We start from the raw sequence: 16447 nt of genomic DNA, 5'->3' as shown, positions 1-16447 counted from the left end.
TCAATGTCAAAGAGCAAACACCCAGAGGTCAAAAACAGGACCGTAACGCCAATCTCTCAGCGCACACAGCCACCAAATCTCTCCAAATGCCCCAGTCTTTCCTAAGCGTCAAATCGTCTCTCCGATCCGTCAATCCCCGTCTCTCCGGAGCGTCCCTAGCAGCGTCTCCGCCGCCCCGTTGTGCGCCTCAGCGCCGCCGGTGAGAGGCCTTCTAGACCTACTAACACCGACTCGCAACCCCTAATCATAAGAAAAATGACAGAATTACAAAAAATAACAAAAATAACCCAACATCAATCGCTTAGAGACCTAAATAAAACAAACAACAGTCGGTGAGAACATAAGCACAGTACTTATAAAAATATTCCGAACCTCGTTGCTCGCATACACGGTGTTGCGGCCACGATTGACCGAGCCCGCTATCTAATGGCAAGGCTGCGGTCAAAGACCCACAGCCGTGGCGCTGTTTCCTTGAAAGACATGGCTGTTCTGACGGAACCACGCAACCAGCATCTCTTTCAAGGCATTCACCTTCGGGCTTTGCTGTAAGTCTTCATGATTGAGGAGCCACACAGGCGCATAGGGCGTGAGCGGCAAATGCGGAAGCCGCACCAGCCCAGCGCATGCAGCCTCAAGAAACAAAGGCATGCGCAACACCCCCATCCCCGCTTGGGCAGCCGCCATCAGCGATCCCATATCGTCAAGACGCGCCCGAATCCTGACATTTGGGTGCACAGTCTGCACGATTTCCGGCACGGTGTCCTGGTGGATAAACAACAACCACTCAACCTGCGCCTTGTGGTCAAAAGCGGCAGCTTGAGAAATCTCGGGCGTCCCAAAAAACGCGCTTCGCTGGTCGCACAAGCGACGCCCGATCAAATGACCCTGCGGTTCATGGCTGATCCTCAGGGCGAGATCCGCTTCGCGGCGGCTCAGATCCAGAATGTCATAACTTGCCTTCACCTTCAGATCGATCTCAGGATACCGGGAAGTAAACTCCGCCAGTACCGGCGCCAGATGTGATTGGATCAAAAGCTGTGGAGCTGTAAAAGTCAAAGACCCAGAAAGTGCCGATTGTTTCCCCGCCAAACGCCGCATCAAGCTGAATTCTTCGTGCTCCATCCGCTCGGCCGTATGTGCGATTTCATGTGCCTCAGGCAAAGGCACATACCCTTCCGGGTGACGTTCAAACAAAGGATGGCCCAATGCATCTTCTGCACGTTGAATACGACGAGACACGGTTGTGTAGTTCACACCAAGGTGCATCCCCGCCTTGGACAGGCTACCCAATTGCACCACAGCTAGGATTGACCGGATGTCCTCCCAATTCAAATTTGCCATAAGACATCCTCGATTTGACCCCCATGCGAAATAGCACACCGGACTTGCAGCATCACGTATTTTCGCACGCAAAGCCTTCCGCCATACCTTGGGCATCTATTAGACGTGGAGATACCTTATGGCCTTTGCATATGTGAACCTGATCGTAACCAACCCTGAAAGCCTCGCGGCCTATCGTGAAAAGGCGAGCGACGCGCTTGCCCGTCACGGCGGCAAGGTTGTAGCAGCCGCTCCCAGTCAGACTGTTCTTGAAGGTGATGCAGAAACCGGTTTGGGCGTAATTTTAGAATTTGCCACAACCGACAATGCCAAAGCATGGATCGCTGATCCCGATTTGGCAGATGTACATGCCCTGCGCAAAGGTGCGGGCAACAGCACCATCACATTGCTTGGATAATATCTCAAGTTAAGCGAATGCTCAAATTCAATGAGTTCGCTGTTATCCGCTTGTCCAGTTGGGGGCAACATCGCGCCACGAGAAAGCACGATGCAAGTTTCTTTGGAACTGGCCGAAGCAAAACTGATATTAACACGAGCCCGTATCCGTAATGTGCCTACAATGACGGATACGGTGCGCGCCACACCCAAGCCATTTGGGTGAATGCTATAAGCCTGCATAAACAGAGGCAGGCGATCACCACCTGAAACGCGTAAAATACCCACAAAGTTCCATAGGTGGATAAACTGATTGTTAGGGCGCCTGACTGATACATCATGCCGGAAATTGATTTAGATAAGGACATTCCGCATGATTGGCTTCAATCGTTTTATAGCAACCTGCAGCACGGCACTTTTGTTGGGCACCGGTGCGATTGCTGCAGAATACAAGATCACGTCGTTGAACTGGGAGCCCTATGTGGGAGAAAACCTCTCCGAAGGCGGCGTTCTGGTAGATGTGCTGCGCCAAGCCTTGGCCCAAGCGGGTGACACACTTTCAGTAGACTACCTGCCTTGGGCCCGCGCAGTTTCAAAAGCCAAAGGCGACCAGGCAATCAGTGGCTACTACCCTGCTTGGCCCAGCGATATCGCAGAAGGATTCTTCGCGTCTTCGATTGTCTACAAATCCCCGCTTGGATTTGTGCAACGTACAGACAACCCCATCACGTGGAATACTCTTGAAGACCTAAAAGGCAAGTCTATCGTGGTAGTGAAGTCTTATGGCTACCCACCAGAATTTGAAGCTCTGATGGAAAGTGGTGATGTCACCATCCACGGCACTTCAGACGATGCTATGGTCGTAAAGATGGTCGCCGGAGGACGTGCGGATATCGGCGTGGTTGACCCATTTGTTATGGCAAACTCATTGGCCACAGACGCCAGCATGACTGGCCTGAGCGACAAAGTGGAATATAATACCCGCCATCTGGTGGAATACCCCTTGGTTCTGGCGCTGCGCGATACCGCCGAAAACCGAGCTATGGCTGCCAAACTCGAAGAAAGCTTGGACAACATGCCAATCGAGCAAATCGTGTCTGACGCGCTGAACTGATTTCAAAGCACGTGGTCAAACAAAAAAGTCGGTGCAAATCGCACCGACTTTTCTTTTTACAGAAACCTGCAGCTTATTCCGCCGCTATAGGATCTTTGATCTTTTCAACCTTCACCGCCGAGAACTTAAACTCCGGAATTTTCCCATAAGGATCAATCGCCGGATTGGTCAGAATATTAGCGGCCGCCTCCACATAGGCGAAGGGCACAAATACCATGTCCTCGGCAATCGCGCGATCCGCCCGCGCCATGATCTCTATCGAACCGCGGCGCGTCGACAGGCGCACCATCTCACCGGGTTCGACTCCCATCAATTTTAAAGTGCGCGGGTGCAGTGAACAATTGGCCTCTGGCTCCACCGCATCCAAAACACGAGATCTCCGCGTCATCGCCCCGGTGTGCCAATGTTCCAGCTGGCGACCAGTTGTCATAATCATCGGATAATCGGCATCGGGCGCCTCATCTGGCGGGATGACGGCCGCAGGTGTGAACCGTGCACGGCCTTCTGCCCGCGGGAAGCCATCTCCGAAGACAATAGCCTGACCGGGGTCGTTTTCTGACAAAGATGGATAGGTCACACTTTCGGTCTTGAGACGCTCCCATGTGATATTGTCGAGCGACTTCATGTTGAGCTTCATCTCATCAAAGACCTCAGACACGTCGCGGTAGCCCCAGTCCAGGCCCATTCGATCTGCAAGCTCAGTTGTGATCGACCAATCTTCGCGCGCCTCTCCTGGGGGTGGCACCGCGGGACGGACCCGCTGCACCTGCCGGTTGGTGTTTGAAACCGTGCCGTTCTTTTCATAAAGAGCCGAAGCAGGTAGGATAATATCTGCGTAGTTGGCAGTTTCTGTCAGAAAAATATCCTGAACGATCAGCAAATCCAGCTTCGCAAAGGCGGCGCGCGCGTGATCAACGTCTGGATCAGACATGGCCGGGTTTTCACCCTGAATATACATGCCCCTGATATTCCCCGCATAAACCTGATCGACAATCTCGGTCACTGTGAGGCCCTTCTCATGCGAGAAATCGCCGCTGTCCCACACTTGGGTAAAGGCTTCGCGCACGCCAGCATCCGTCACGGTCTGATAATCAGGTAGGAACATCGGGATCAGACCTGCGTCAGATGCGCCCTGAACGTTATTTTGCCCACGCAACGGGTGAAGCCCAGCGCCGGGTTTGCCTACATTGCCTGTCATCAAAGCAAGCGAAATCAAACAACGTGAATTATCGGTGCCGTGAATATGCTGTGAAACCCCCATGCCCCAGAAAATCAGCCCTGCTTTGCCATTGGCAAAGGTACGCGCCACCCGGCGCAATTGATCCGGAGACACACCACAGATATCTGACATTTTTTCAGGCGAAAACTGTGCCAGATGCGCCTTTTCTGCCTCCCAGTTCTCTGTGAATTTCTCGATATAACTCTGATCATACAGTCCTTCTTCGACAATCACATGCATGATTGCATTCAGCATGGAAACATCCGCGCCGGGCCGGAACTGAACCATTTCACTGGCAAAGCGACGCAGACCAATTCCACGGGGGTCCATAACGATCAACTTACCACCGCGTTTGGTGAACTGTTTGAAATAGGTCGCCGCAACGGGGTGGTTTTCGATCGGGTTGGATCCAATCACAATCGCCACATCTGCGTTCTCGATCTCATTGAATGTTGCGGTCACCGCACCGGATCCAACGTTTTCAATCAACGCCGCAACAGAAGAGGCATGGCACAGACGTGTACAATGATCGACGTTGTTGTGCTTAAACCCGTGCCGGATGAACTTCTGGAACAGATAAGCCTCTTCATTGGTGCATTTGGCAGATCCAAACCCAGCAACCAAACGGGGATCTTCCGCACGCAGATCCATCAGGCCTTTTGCGGCCAGATCCAGGGCTTCATCCCATGTGGCTTCGCGGAAATGCGTGCTCAAATCACCTGGGTCTACGTTCAGACCTTTTGCGGGTGCATCTTCACGACGGATCAAAGGCTTGGTCAGGCGATGCGGGTGATGAATATAATCATACCCAAAGCGCCCTTTTACACACAGGCGTCCCTCGTTGGCAGGGCCATTGATGCCCTCGACATATTTCACCTTGCCGTCCTTAACCTTCAGACTGACCAGACAGCCAACTCCGCAGAAGGGGCAGACACTTTCTGTCTCACTGTCATAATCTTGCAAGTCTCCCTGTCCGGTCTCATCCAAGACAGAGGATGGCATCAGCGCCCCCGTTGGGCAGGCCTGCACGCATTCGCCACAGGCGACACATGAAGACGCGCCCATATCATCCGCAATATCAAACACCGGGTAGGCATCATGGCCCCGCCCCGCCATCCCGATCACATCATTCACCTGCACTTCGCGGCACGCGCGCACACAGAGGTTACACGAGATACAGGCATCTAAATTGACCGACATCGCCACATGGCTGTCGTCCAGCAACGGAATGCGACCTTCCTCCAACGTGGGAAAGCGACTCTCAGCGATTTCGTTCAGCTCTGCCATATCCCACAAGTGCGAGGACTTATCATGCGCCTCTTCCTGTTTGGGCTGGTCGGTGACCAGCAGCTCCATCACCATTTTGCGGGCGTTTGTAGCACGCGCGTTGTTGGTGGTGACGACCATGCCTTCGGAAGGTTCGCGTATACAAGACGCCGCCAGCGTGCGCTCGCCCTCAATCTCAACCATACAGGCACGGCAATTGCCGTCCGGGCGATACCCCGGCGCAGGTTTGTGGCACAGATGCGGGATCTTGATGTCACGGCCATTGGCAACTTCCCAGATCGTCATGCCTTTTTCAGCCGTGACGTCCTGACCATCGAGGGTAAATGTAACTGTTTCTGACATGTCTTAAACCTCATCCGGGAAGTGTTTCATGGTCAGGCGGATCGGGTTTGGCGCAGCTTGCCCCAGACCACAGATCGACGCGTCCACCATCGTCTGGCTCAGCTCTTCCAAAAGCCCTTGGTCCCATTTCTTCTGGCTCATCAACTTCACCGCTTTTTCGCAGCCAACACGGCACGGCGTGCATTGTCCGCAGCTCTCGTCTTCGAAGAAGCGCAGCATATTCAGCGCGGCCTGTTTCGCGCTGTCTTTATCCGACAGAACAACCACAGCGGCCGAACCAATAAAGGTTCCATGAGGTTGCAACGTGTCAAAATCCAACGGGATGTCATTCATCGACGCGGGCAGCAGACCCGATGATGGTCCGCCCGGCTGATAAGCTTTGAACGCATGGCCATCCAGCATACCGCCTGCAGCGTCTATGATATCTGTGATTGTAGACCCCGCAGGCAACAGATGCACGCCCGGCTTCTTGACGCGGCCTGAGACGGAATAAGAGCGCAGACCGGTACGGCCGTTTTTCTCAACCGAATTTAGACACTCCGGGCCTTCGCGGTTGATCTTGCAAATCCAATAGAGCGTCTCAACGTTGTGCACCAAAGTCGGGCGGCCAAAGATACCCACCTGCGCCACAAACGGAGGGCGATGACGCGGCTCCCCCCGCTTGCCCTCAATCGATTCAATCATCGCGCTTTCTTCACCGCAGATATAGGCCCCTGCCCCGCGACGCAGATCGATATAGCCCGGTTCAACAATACCCGCGGCTTCCAGCGCAGCAATCTCACGCCGCAAAATCTCCAACACCGCTGGGTATTCATCGCGCATGTAGATAAAGGCTTTTTCCGCCTCAACAGCCCAAGCTGCGATCAACATGCCTTCAAGGAAGATATGTGGCGTGCGTTCCAGATAATAACGGTCTTTGAACGTTCCCGGTTCACCTTCATCACCATTTACAGCGATATAGCGCGGCCCTTCATTCGCACGTACAAAGCCCCATTTGGTGCCCGAAGGGAAACCCGCCCCACCAAGGCCACGCAAACCTGCCTCTTTGATTTTGGCTTGAACCGCTTCCCAATCACCGTCTGCGCGCAGCGCTTTCAGAACCGCATACCCCCCCTCGGCCGCATATGAGGCAAAGGTTTCATAATCAGGGATATGAGCATGGGTGTCATTTGCGGCAATTGCTGCCTGCACCTTTTCAGGGGTGGCATGATCAATATGATTGTGCCCGATTTCCAGCACCGGCGCAGTATCACAGCGGCCCATACACGGAGCACGCACAACGCGTACCTCAGACGCATCCAACCCATCTTCCAGTGCTTTTTGCAACTGCTCAGCCCCTGCCAATTCACACGACAGCGAGTCACATACGCGGATGGTCAGCGCAGGCGGCGGGGTCTCTCCTTCGCGCACCACATCAAAATGCGCATAAAACGATGCAACCTCATAGATTTCGGCCTGTCCAGTGCGCATCTCTTCAGCCAACGCCCGGATATGTGCAGCACTCAAATGGCCATAGGCATCCTGAATCAGATGCAGGAACTCGATCAGTAGGTCGCGATTACGAGCGCGCTCTCCCAGCAGGGCGCAGACTTCTGCATGGGCCTGATCGTCCAACTGGCGACCCTTTGGGGTTTTGCGCCCTTTACCTTTGCCAGATTTCCATACGCCTTTGTTCGTGTCCAACGGTGCCACTGCCTTCTCCCTTGCATGGGTGCCTTGTCCCTGATCTCATCACGAAATCATATCGTCAAATCCCAAATTTGGATTGCACGATAACGCAATCTTATTGACCAAATGCGTCAGCCACCTCTTTTAACACCCGCACCGTAGTGAGTTCGGGCTGTCGCTCCAGCGTTACCAGACAAATGGGTTTGCGCGGCGAAGGATCCACCAGATCCAACACACGTGTGCCTTCAATTGGGCCGATCGCCTCGATCAAAGCTCGTGGCAGGATCGTTGCAACAGACCCTTCACGCGCCATGATCATTGCAGACATAAAGCCCGTAGATTCTGACATCACATCTGGCCGAATGCCCTGTTCCTGAAAAATCCGATCCAAAATTGAACGGTTTTGCATCTGAGGTTCCAACAGGCTCAGCGGCAACTGCCCCGCCTCCTGCCAGCTGATCTCTTTCTCAAAGGCCGCAACCATCTTTTCAGGGGCAAACAGCACATAGCTCTCTTCATACAGGGGCTGCACCGTGATCAACTCCTGCCCGATGTTATCGGCATAGGTAATGCCTGCATCCATCGTTCCCTCATACAAACCCTGTTGTATGGCAAGTGCATTGGTCACCTCGAACCGCGCAAGCAGGCGTGGATGGGTTTTGTGCAATTGATTCACAATCTTTGCAGCATAAGCCGTCGCCGTCGGGATAACCCCGATGACCACAATGCCGGTCACTTCACCACGAAACGCTGAAATCTCCTGCTCCAGCGCACGCGCATCGTCCAACAAAGGCCGCGCACGGCGGACAATCATTTCCGCCTCTTCTGTCAGCCCCTGAAATCGGTTCCCGCGCCGCACCAGCGGCAAACCCAGGCGTTCTTCAAGATTTCGAATACGCATGGAGAACGCAGGTTGCGACATCCCACACTCTTGGGCTGCGCGGGCAAAATGGCGCAGACGCGCCAAGGCTGACAACAGTTTCAGATCGCGCAGTTCAATCATGGCCTAAATCTCTCACACTCAAACTCAGTTATCATGGTGCACCATGACGCAAATGGCACGCGAGAAGTCAGCGCCCCGTAATCTTTGTTCGACATCTGTATAATGTGGGCGCAAACATGGAAAAATTTCCGAAAAGGTGAATTTTATTCCAAAACAAGACAGGAAACAGAACACAAACACGATCTGCAATATGGCTATTTTATGACAAATGCGGTAACTCCACTGCAACATTAACTGGCAGAGCATGAAAAACAGTGTTCGACCTTCCTGCGCTACGCGCCACCCTCTCCGAAAAATATGACCTAGAGCCGTCTCCGACTCTGGCGTCTGAAATGGCTGACACTTATGCGCGCATGTCGCGTGTGGTAACGCCTGCTGACTGGGCGATTTATGCGCCCTACGTCAAAGCGATCAACCAGCTCAAGAAAGAGCGCAACGCTGTGATTTTGGGGCATAACTATATGACTCCAGAGATTTTTCACGGCGTCTCTGACTTTGTTGGGGACAGTCTGCAGCTCGCGATCAAAGCAACCGAAGTGGATGCAGATGTGATCGTGCAGGCCGGCGTGCATTTCATGGCCGAAACCTCAAAGATTTTGAGCCCCGACAAAACGGTGCTGATGCCCGATATGGAGGCTGGCTGCTCGCTCGCAGAATCAATCACCGCCGAAGGTGTTGAAGAAATGCGACGCCGCTATCCCGGTGCGCCTGTTGTGACTTATGTGAACACAACCGCCGAAGTGAAAGCCGCATCAGACATCTGCTGCACGTCTTCCAATGCAGCCCAAATCGTCGCTGCACAGGAAAGTCACACGGTCATCATGACGCCAGATCAATATCTGGCCCAGAATGTGGCCAAAGACGTGCCACAGAAAAACGTGGTCTGGTGGGAAGGCTCTTGTATTGTTCACGAACAATACACGGCAAAAGACCTGCGTGATTTTCGCGAATGGAACCCAGATACGCGCCTCATTGCACACCCGGAATGCCCACCTGATGTGGTTGCCGAGGCCGATTTTTCAGGTTCGACCAGCGGTATCATCAAATATGTGACCGACGAAAAACCGCAAAAGGCACTGCTGATTACCGAATGTTCAATGGCCTCAAATATCGCCGATGAGCTGCCCGAGGTTGATTTTGTTGGCCCCTGCAACATGTGCCCTTTCATGAAGAAGATCTCACTTGAAAAGGTCCTTTATGCCTTGGACACAATGACAGGTCAGGTTGAAGTGGACGCATTGGTGGCAGACAAGGCCCGTCTGTCTGTACAGCGTATGATTGACCTATCGCGCAAGCTGGGGCTCTAAACGCAAATGCACATGATCAAAACTGAACAGGTCGTCATCGTCGGGGCGGGCCTTGCAGCGCTTTATGCTGCGCTGAAACTCGCCCCTCGACCTGTTGTTTTGATCTCACCTGATCCACTGGGCTATGGGGCTAGTTCCGCGTGGGCGCAAGGCGGTGTTGCCGCCGCGATGGCGCAATCTGACAGTCCAGAAGATCACGCCCGCGACACGCTCATCGCGGGCGCTGGCACGGTCTCATCTGAGGTTGCAGATTTTGTAACCCAAGCAGCACGCGAACATATCTACGACCTCTCCGAAATCGGCACCGCTTTTGATCGCACAAAGACAGGCGATTATGTTCTGTCCCGTGAAGCTGCCCACAGTGCCGCCCGTGTTGTGCGTGTTCTGGGCGACCGCGCAGGCGCCGAAATCATGCGCGCACTGATCGCAAAGGCACAGAAAACCCCATCCATTCAAGTGCTTGAAGGCGTTCTGGCAGAAGGGTTGAAGCAGTCAGAGGGCAGAGTAACTGGCGTCTATATCACTGCGGCCAGTGGTTCTGATCCAATTCTCCTACAGGGTGCCGCCCATCTTCTGGCCGGGGGTGGATCTGGCGGGCTTTATTCCCGCACCACCAATCCAGCCCGAATTTGCGGGCAGGTGATTGGTATCGCGGCCCGTGCAGGCGCAACAATTGCAGATGCCGAATTTGTTCAGTTTCACCCAACCGCCATTGACGTAGACGAAGACCCTGCCCCGCTCGCCACCGAAGCCTTGCGCGGGGAAGGTGCTACATTGATCAATGCTGCAGGTGAGCGGTTTATGGCGGCGGTTCATCCAGATGCAGAACTGGCCCCCCGTGATATCGTCGCACGTGCAATCTACCAACAGACACAGGCGGGCAATCGCCCCATGCTGGACACCCGCAGCGTTTTGGGAGCACAGATCACAACGCTCTTCCCCTCCGTTGCAGCCGCTTGCCAACGCCACGACATCGATCCGGCCCGCGCACCAATCCCGGTGGCCGCAGCAGCTCATTACCATATGGGTGGCATCGCAACCGATTTAACCGGACAAACATCTCTCTCAGGTCTCTGGGCCTGTGGTGAGGCCGCTTCAACCGGGTTACACGGCGCAAATAGATTGGCCTCAAACGGTCTGCTAGAGGCTCTGGTTTTTGCGTCTTCCTGTGCGCTGAGCATTGCAGAAACCCTTGGGCCCTCCACATCTGTGGCGCATGAAATCACACCCACCTTCAATAAGCAGTCAACAGAACCCAATCCCAAGGCGGTTCTGGCTTTACGTCAGGCCATGACTGATGGCGCTGGTGTTGTGCGTGATGCGACCGGGCTGCAAAACACATTGGCAATCATCGCAGCCCTGGAAGATGCGCATCAAGACAACACAGGCTTTTGCAATATGACCGCAACAGCCACTTTGATTGCTGCAGCAGCCCTTTTGCGCACCGAAAGCCGCGGAGCACATTACCGCACAGATTTCCCAGAGCCCTGCGACGCGCAGGAAGAACGCTCTGAACTTACACTTGCAACCGCACTGGCGTTACGTGCCTCTGTTGTAAAGGACCTTCCATGACCTTCGCCGCCCTACCCGACCTTGTTCTGGAACCCCTCGTCCGCGCTGCCTTGATGGAAGATCTGGGAAGTTATGGCGACATCACCACGCGCACGGTGATCCCTGCAGGCACAACCTACAAAGCTCGCATCAACGCCCGCGAGACCGCCATCGTGTCCGGTATGCAAGTGGCTTCGCTGGCTTTTCGTTTGGTTGATCAAGGACTTGAAATCAAAACTGTAATCCAAGACGGCACTCCCTGCCGCGCCGGAGACACCTTGATGGAAATTACAGGCGATGCAGCAGCTATCCTGTCTGGTGAACGTGTCGCACTAAACCTTTCCGGCCGCCTGACTGGTATTGCCACGCTCACCGCTGCTTTGGTGGCAGAAACCAAAGGCACCAAAGCCCGGATCACCTGCACGCGCAAAACAACGCCGGGCCTGCGCATTGTTGAAAAACAGGCCGTGCTGCACGGCGGCGGCTTTAATCACCGCTATTCCCTATCTGATGCAATCCTGATCAAAGACAATCACATCGCCGCTGCAGGCGGGATCAAAGCTGTGCTTGAAGCAACCAAATCGCAGGCCTCTCACATGATGAAGGTTGAGATCGAAGTCGATACGCTTGCCCAACTGGAAGACGTGCTCAGCATCGGGGGAGCAGATGTTGTCCTTCTGGATAATATGTCACCAGACACATTGCGACGCGCGGTTGATATGATCAATGGCCGCCTCGTCAGCGAAGCCTCAGGCAATGTCAAACGTGAAACCGTGGCAGAAATTGCGGCCACGGGAGTTGATTATATCTCATCTGGCGCATTGACCCACTCCTATCGCACGATCGATCTTGGGCTTGATTTTTAGCGCGTGTTTCACGTGGAATCTTAGTCCGCTGTCTGGGCTGGCCGCATCGTGGCGACCAGTTCGGCCACTTTAATGCCCCACATCCGCATCTCAGACTTGTTCAGGATCACGCCATCCTCGGCCAGATACATCCAATCGGTTGCAGACAGTGTGTATCCGCCTGATGCTTCGGGCAAAATGATCTTGTAGATCAATCGCACCGTGGACCCGGATACCACGCCTTCGGCCTCTCCAACGACATCTGGGGCGGTCGCGGTAAAGCGATTGCCTTCCTGTTTGGTCAGCGTCCAATTACGGGTTTGGCTGGCTCCGTTGGAATAGGTGAAATCTTCAGCCAGCGTGCCTTTTCCATCTGCCCAAGCGCCTTGCATTTGCGCCACAAAACTATTCGTCACCTTGCCCAAAGGGCCATAGACAATCCCCTCAGCAACAATTGGCCCTGACAAATGTTTTTCAAGGATAAAGGCAGGCTCAGTTCCGGCATAATCCGCTGGTTTCTGTGCCCGAAAGCCAAAAAACACCGGCTTGGCGATCAACACACCCACCAGCAACAACAGAAGTAACGTGAGGAGTTTCATGAGGAGGTCTCCGATTTGGGGAGGGATAGAACAAGGCCAATGGCCAAAAGTTTGAGGAACAAGGGCAAGATTGCATAGGCAAAAACCAAGGCCCGCTGCCCCGTCGCATCATTGATACGTCCCGGCTGAAACCCTGCCCAATCCAAGAGGGGCAAGGCGACAAAGGCCGCCAACGCAAGCGCAAGTTTGCCTGCGCCAGACCAAATGCCAAAGGCAAGGCCGGCATTCAGCCCCTGACGTGCCAAGGCACGCGAAAACATAACGGGCAAAAGCAAAAGATCTGCCCCGCTTGCGGCGCCAGACGCTACACAGATCACCGCAAAGGCCAAACCATGCCCTGCAGACAGACCAGCAGCTCCAGCGAAAGAGACAATCGCCAAGCTCATGGCAATCAGCAGTGTTTTACGAATGCCGAGGTAATCGCTGATACGCCGCCAGACAGGCACCGAAATCGCGGCCGCCAGAAAGAAAAGCACCAAAAAACCGCCCGCTTGTCCGGGCAGGTGCAAGTGATCTTCGACAAAGAACAAAAACAAGGTGGCGGTCAGGGCAACTGGCAGGCTGTTCACCAGATAAAGCAGAACAATGCCCGTCGCTTTGGCCTTGGTAAGGGCGCCCCATGTCAAAGGATCTGTTTTTGCAGGGTGCTCTTTCCAGATCGGTCGGCATAACAGCGCGCACAGCAGGCATATCACTACCATTACCCAGCCAAAGACGGCATAACCATCGGTCTCTGCACTGATTTGTGACAACAGATCCGGTGCCAGCGCGGCCAAAATCACACCAAATAGCAAACCCGCCTCACGGTAACTGGCCATTCGGGTCAACGCCACGGTGTCTGCGCCCCCGGCAAGAACGGTGCTGCGCGCATAGATCAGCACCATCCCAAGGCTGTAAGCCGTAAATAAGACCACAAGCCCAAAGACCAGCCCGCCCAGCCCCTGCGCGACAGAAAAGACGAGAGGAAACCCAATCGCCAGCCCAACGCTCGCGATCAAAGCCAGCCAGCCATGCGCCGTGCTAAAACGATCTGCGATCCAGCCCAGCAGAGGGTCCTGCACCAGATCGATGATGCGCAGCAGCAGCAACAGACCACCCAGCGTCGCCAGCTCTAATCCCAAATGGACAGAAGCAAACCGAGGCAGGTGAATGTAGAGCGGCAATCCAGCCGCTGCCAACATCACCCCAAATAGGCTGAGCCTCAGCGGCCTCACCCGTTCGCCCCCCGGATTGTATCAATATCAGGCATGGGCCAGCTCAACCTGCACTACGTTTGTGTGCCCTACCGCAAAAGAAGCCGCGCAAATTTCCAGATAATACTGCCAGGTGCGCAAGAAACTTTCATCATGGCCCAGCGCATGAATCCGCCGCGATTGTCCTTGCAGGCGTTCGGCCCAGATCCGGCAGGTGTGCGCATAGTCTTGTCCAAATGCGAAATTATCCCGTACAGCCAACCCGGCACGGCTGGCTTGATCTGCGATCACCTGATCCGACAGAAGCATCCCTCCCGGAAAAACATATTGGCGAATAAAATCAGACGTCTTGCGATAGGTGTCAAAATAGCTGTCGCGCACGGTAATCGCCTGGATCACGCATCTGCCACCCTCTGCAAGGTTGCGCTTCAAGGTGGCGAAATAACTTGGCCAATGGCGTTCGCCCACAGCTTCGATCATTTCCACAGAAACGATATTGTCATATTGCCCCTGAACATCGCGATAATCACGTAGTTGAATGTCCGCTTTTCCATCCAGCCTGCAATCCGCATAACTGTACTGACTGGGAGAGACTGTCACACCGGTGACATCCCGCCCCTGATCGGCGGCTTGTTCTGCAAATCCACCCCAGCCGCAGCCGATTTCAAGCAAGCGTTCCCCAGACGACAGACGTGATAGAATACGTGCATTTTTATCATGCTGCGCCTGCGCAAGATCCGTCCCTGAATTGGCAAAAAGACCCGAAGAATAGGTCAGACCTTCATCCAGCCAAAGCTGATAAAATTCATTCCCCACATCGTAATGCGCGCGGATGTTTCTGCCTGATCCCTTGCGCGTGTTTGATCGCAATACACGGTCTACAAGGCGAAACCTTGCATTCGCCAAAAGCCCCGCTTTGTCGAATTGTCCCAATTGCTCCCGGTTCTGCAATGCAAACACCATCAGATTTTCAATCGATGATGTCTCCCACAACCCCGCAACATACGCCTCGCCAAGGCCGACCTGCCCATGCGCGGCCAAAGCTGAGACCGCTGCCCAATCCCGGATGTCCAGATCCACTTCAGCACCCGTATTGCCAAAACTGTAGATTTGCCCATCAGGCGTTTTCAGACGCAACCGACCGTTTGGAAGCGTTTCGCAGGTCGAAAGAAATTTCGTTTTCAACGCTTTGTCTGTCAGTCGCATAAGTCTCTCCTACCTGCGGGCCGCTTTGTTTGTTGATCTCGTTTACCAAGCGCATTGCACTGGCGATGCCGTCTTCGTGAAAACCATGCCGATTGTAAGCTCCGGCAAACCACGTGTTGTTTTGCCCCTGCATTGCGCGGATCTGGGTCTGCGCTTTTAACGCTGCGCGATCAAACATCGGGTGGGCAAATGTCACCTGATCATAGATTTTGTCTTCCGGGATATCGGCATCCGGGTTCAACGTCACAAACAGCGGATCCGTTTCTGGAATGCCCTGCAGCGCATTCATCCAGTAGGTGACACCAATAGATCCACGCTGCGCCCGATACGACCAGCTGGACCAGCAGGATCTGCGCTTGGGCATCTGGCTTTCGTCACAATGCAGAACCGCCTTGTTCGGTTGATACCGGATATTGCCTAGGGCCTCCGCCTCAGCGGCTGTTGCTCCGTCTCCAAGGATCGCAAGCGATTGATCCGAATGACAGGCAAGAATGATTTCATCAAATACCGCATCCTGACCGGTCTCTGTTTTGACATGCACACCCAACGCGTCTCTGTGAACATGCCGAACCGGCGTTCCCGTATGAAGGCGACAACCACGTGCTAGCAGTGCCGCTTTGATCCGGGTCACATATTCAACGCTCCCACCCTTAACAGTCCACCACTGATGCTGGCCAGATCCGGCAAGCAGCGCGTGATTGCGAAAGAACCTTACAAGGGAGCGCGCCGGAAAGGCTTCGACCTCTTCCGCAGGGGTCGACCAGATGGCACCACACATCGGCATCAGATATTTATCACGAAACCAATCCCCCAGCCCAAGATCCGTGACCAGTTCACCAATCGTTTGATCATCCCGTGTTGCCGCCGTTTCAGCCTTGCGGCCAAACCGCAGGATATCTGCAATCATGCCGTAATATTTTGGCTTCAACAAATTCCGCTTTTGTGCCGCGATTGCTTTGAGAGAGTTCAAACCATATTCAAGCTGGCCATCGTTAATGCTAACGCCAAAGCTCATCTCGCTTTTGATGACTGGCACATCCAGCGCGTTGAACAGCTTGGTAAGATGAGGGTAGGTTACGTAGTTGAACACAATAAACCCGGTATCCACGGGCTGATCGCCATTTTTCCCTGCAAGCACCGTTCGCGCATGCCCGCCCAGACGATCTGCGGCTTCGTAAAGCGTCACGTCATGTTGCGGCGACAGGTAATACGCGGCAGAGAGGCCCGAAATACCGCCCCCAACAATCGCAATCTTCTTGCGGGGCGCTTGGGTTTGATCCAACATTGATACCTCATCTGTTGTTTGTTTTGTAAAAGTTACGCAGCGTGCCCCCCCGCTGGATCACATTTCTCAAAAAAATAATCTTTACACGACCTTAGATGATCCAACGCTCCTT

13 protein-coding genes are annotated in these 16447 nt (G+C 54.1%); 5 read left to right on the top strand and 8 right to left on the bottom strand.

Annotated elements, in window-relative coordinates:
• Nucleotides 1-441: 441 nt before the first annotated feature.
• Entirely contained in the window at nt 442-1341 is a 900-nt protein-coding gene (locus BLP79_RS13760) for a LysR family transcriptional regulator (protein ID WP_090219844.1), read from the bottom strand.
• 118 nt (nt 1342-1459) lie between these two features.
• On the opposite strand from BLP79_RS13760, the gene BLP79_RS13755 reads away from it, so the two are divergent.
• Both BLP79_RS13755 and BLP79_RS13750 read left to right on the top strand, forming a co-directional pair.
• Nucleotides 1460-1738, top strand: a complete 279-nt coding sequence (locus tag BLP79_RS13755) for a DUF1330 domain-containing protein (protein ID WP_090219843.1) — start codon at nt 1460-1462, stop codon at nt 1736-1738.
• 351 nt (nt 1739-2089) lie between these two features.
• The gene (locus BLP79_RS13750) at nt 2090-2830 is read left to right on the top strand and encodes a substrate-binding periplasmic protein (RefSeq protein WP_090219841.1); all 741 of its coding nucleotides are present in this window, start codon (nt 2090-2092) and stop codon (nt 2828-2830) included.
• Nucleotides 2831-2903: 73 nt separating this feature from the next.
• Here BLP79_RS13750 and fdhF read toward each other — a convergent pair whose 3' ends face one another.
• From fdhF to BLP79_RS13735, 3 genes are all read right to left on the bottom strand, one after another.
• Nucleotides 2904-5678 carry a formate dehydrogenase subunit alpha gene (gene fdhF / locus BLP79_RS13745; protein ID WP_090219836.1) on the bottom strand — a complete coding sequence of 925 codons (2775 nt, stop codon included), beginning with the start codon at nt 5676-5678 and terminating at the stop codon, nt 2904-2906.
• A 3-nt stretch (nt 5679-5681) separates the two neighbouring features.
• Nucleotides 5682-7370, bottom strand: coding sequence for an NAD(P)H-dependent oxidoreductase subunit E (locus tag BLP79_RS13740; protein ID WP_090219834.1), 1689 nt, complete (start codon nt 7368-7370; stop codon nt 5682-5684).
• 91 nt (nt 7371-7461) lie between these two features.
• Nucleotides 7462-8349: a LysR family transcriptional regulator gene (locus BLP79_RS13735; RefSeq protein WP_090219832.1), complete on the bottom strand. Its 888-nt coding sequence runs from the start codon at nt 8347-8349 to the stop codon at nt 7462-7464.
• Nucleotides 8350-8603: 254 nt separating this feature from the next.
• Here BLP79_RS13735 and nadA point away from each other — a divergent pair, with 254 nt between their 5' ends.
• From nadA to nadC, 3 genes are read left to right on the top strand one after another with little or no spacing between them, the layout of a single operon-like run.
• Nucleotides 8604-9656: a quinolinate synthase NadA gene (nadA, locus tag BLP79_RS13730; protein ID WP_090219831.1), complete on the top strand. Its 1053-nt coding sequence runs from the start codon at nt 8604-8606 to the stop codon at nt 9654-9656.
• 6 nt (nt 9657-9662) lie between these two features.
• The gene (locus BLP79_RS13725) at nt 9663-11228 is read left to right on the top strand and encodes an L-aspartate oxidase (protein WP_090219830.1); all 1566 of its coding nucleotides are present in this window, start codon (nt 9663-9665) and stop codon (nt 11226-11228) included.
• Nucleotides 11225-12073 (top strand): carboxylating nicotinate-nucleotide diphosphorylase, encoded by an 849-nt coding sequence (gene nadC / locus BLP79_RS13720; RefSeq protein WP_090219828.1) that lies wholly within the window; start codon nt 11225-11227, stop codon nt 12071-12073. Before BLP79_RS13725 ends, nadC begins: the two co-directional genes overlap by 4 nt.
• A gap of 20 nt (nt 12074-12093) precedes the next feature.
• On the opposite strand, the gene BLP79_RS13715 is transcribed toward nadC, so the two are convergent.
• From BLP79_RS13715 to BLP79_RS13700, 4 genes are read right to left on the bottom strand one after another with little or no spacing between them, the layout of a single operon-like run.
• Entirely contained in the window at nt 12094-12651 is a 558-nt protein-coding gene (locus BLP79_RS13715) for a DUF3833 domain-containing protein (protein WP_090219827.1), read from the bottom strand.
• A complete protein-coding gene (locus BLP79_RS13710) occupies nt 12648-13865 on the bottom strand; it encodes an MFS transporter (RefSeq protein ID WP_232716491.1) in 1218 nt (405 codons plus the stop codon). Before BLP79_RS13710 ends, BLP79_RS13715 begins: the two co-directional genes overlap by 4 nt.
• 27 nt (nt 13866-13892) lie before the next feature.
• On the bottom strand, nt 13893-15050 hold the full coding sequence (locus BLP79_RS13705; RefSeq protein ID WP_090219873.1) for an SAM-dependent methyltransferase: 1158 nt from the start codon (nt 15048-15050) through the stop codon (nt 13893-13895).
• Complete coding sequence (locus BLP79_RS13700; RefSeq protein ID WP_090219824.1) at nt 14962-16335, bottom strand: NAD(P)/FAD-dependent oxidoreductase; 1374 nt, start codon at nt 16333-16335, stop codon at nt 14962-14964. Before BLP79_RS13700 ends, BLP79_RS13705 begins: the two co-directional genes overlap by 89 nt.
• Nucleotides 16336-16447 lie beyond the last annotated feature (112 nt).

The organism is Epibacterium ulvae, assembly GCF_900102795.1.
Classification (GTDB): domain Bacteria; phylum Pseudomonadota; class Alphaproteobacteria; order Rhodobacterales; family Rhodobacteraceae; genus Epibacterium; species Epibacterium ulvae.
Note: the sequence above shows the minus strand (reverse complement) of the source record. Positions and strands in the feature narration are given on the sequence as shown.

What these genes read in the sequence shown, in the direction of transcription:
- BLP79_RS13760 (WP_090219844.1), bottom strand. Translation starts at nt 1,341, where the DNA reads ATGGCAAATTTGAATTGGGAGGACATCCGGTCAATCCTAGCTGTGGTG.
- BLP79_RS13755 (WP_090219843.1), top strand. Translation starts at nt 1,460, where the DNA reads ATGGCCTTTGCATATGTGAACCTGATCGTAACCAACCCTGAAAGCCTC.
- BLP79_RS13750 (WP_090219841.1), top strand. Translation starts at nt 2,090, where the DNA reads ATGATTGGCTTCAATCGTTTTATAGCAACCTGCAGCACGGCACTTTTG.
- fdhF (WP_090219836.1), bottom strand. Translation starts at nt 5,678, where the DNA reads ATGTCAGAAACAGTTACATTTACCCTCGATGGTCAGGACGTCACGGCT.
- BLP79_RS13735 (WP_090219832.1), bottom strand. Translation starts at nt 8,349, where the DNA reads ATGATTGAACTGCGCGATCTGAAACTGTTGTCAGCCTTGGCGCGTCTG.
- BLP79_RS13725 (WP_090219830.1), top strand. Translation starts at nt 9,663, where the DNA reads ATGCACATGATCAAAACTGAACAGGTCGTCATCGTCGGGGCGGGCCTT.
- nadC (WP_090219828.1), top strand. Translation starts at nt 11,225, where the DNA reads ATGACCTTCGCCGCCCTACCCGACCTTGTTCTGGAACCCCTCGTCCGC.
- BLP79_RS13715 (WP_090219827.1), bottom strand. Translation starts at nt 12,651, where the DNA reads ATGAAACTCCTCACGTTACTTCTGTTGTTGCTGGTGGGTGTGTTGATC.
- BLP79_RS13705 (WP_090219873.1), bottom strand. Translation starts at nt 15,050, where the DNA reads ATGCGACTGACAGACAAAGCGTTGAAAACGAAATTTCTTTCGACCTGC.
- BLP79_RS13700 (WP_090219824.1), bottom strand. Translation starts at nt 16,335, where the DNA reads ATGTTGGATCAAACCCAAGCGCCCCGCAAGAAGATTGCGATTGTTGGG.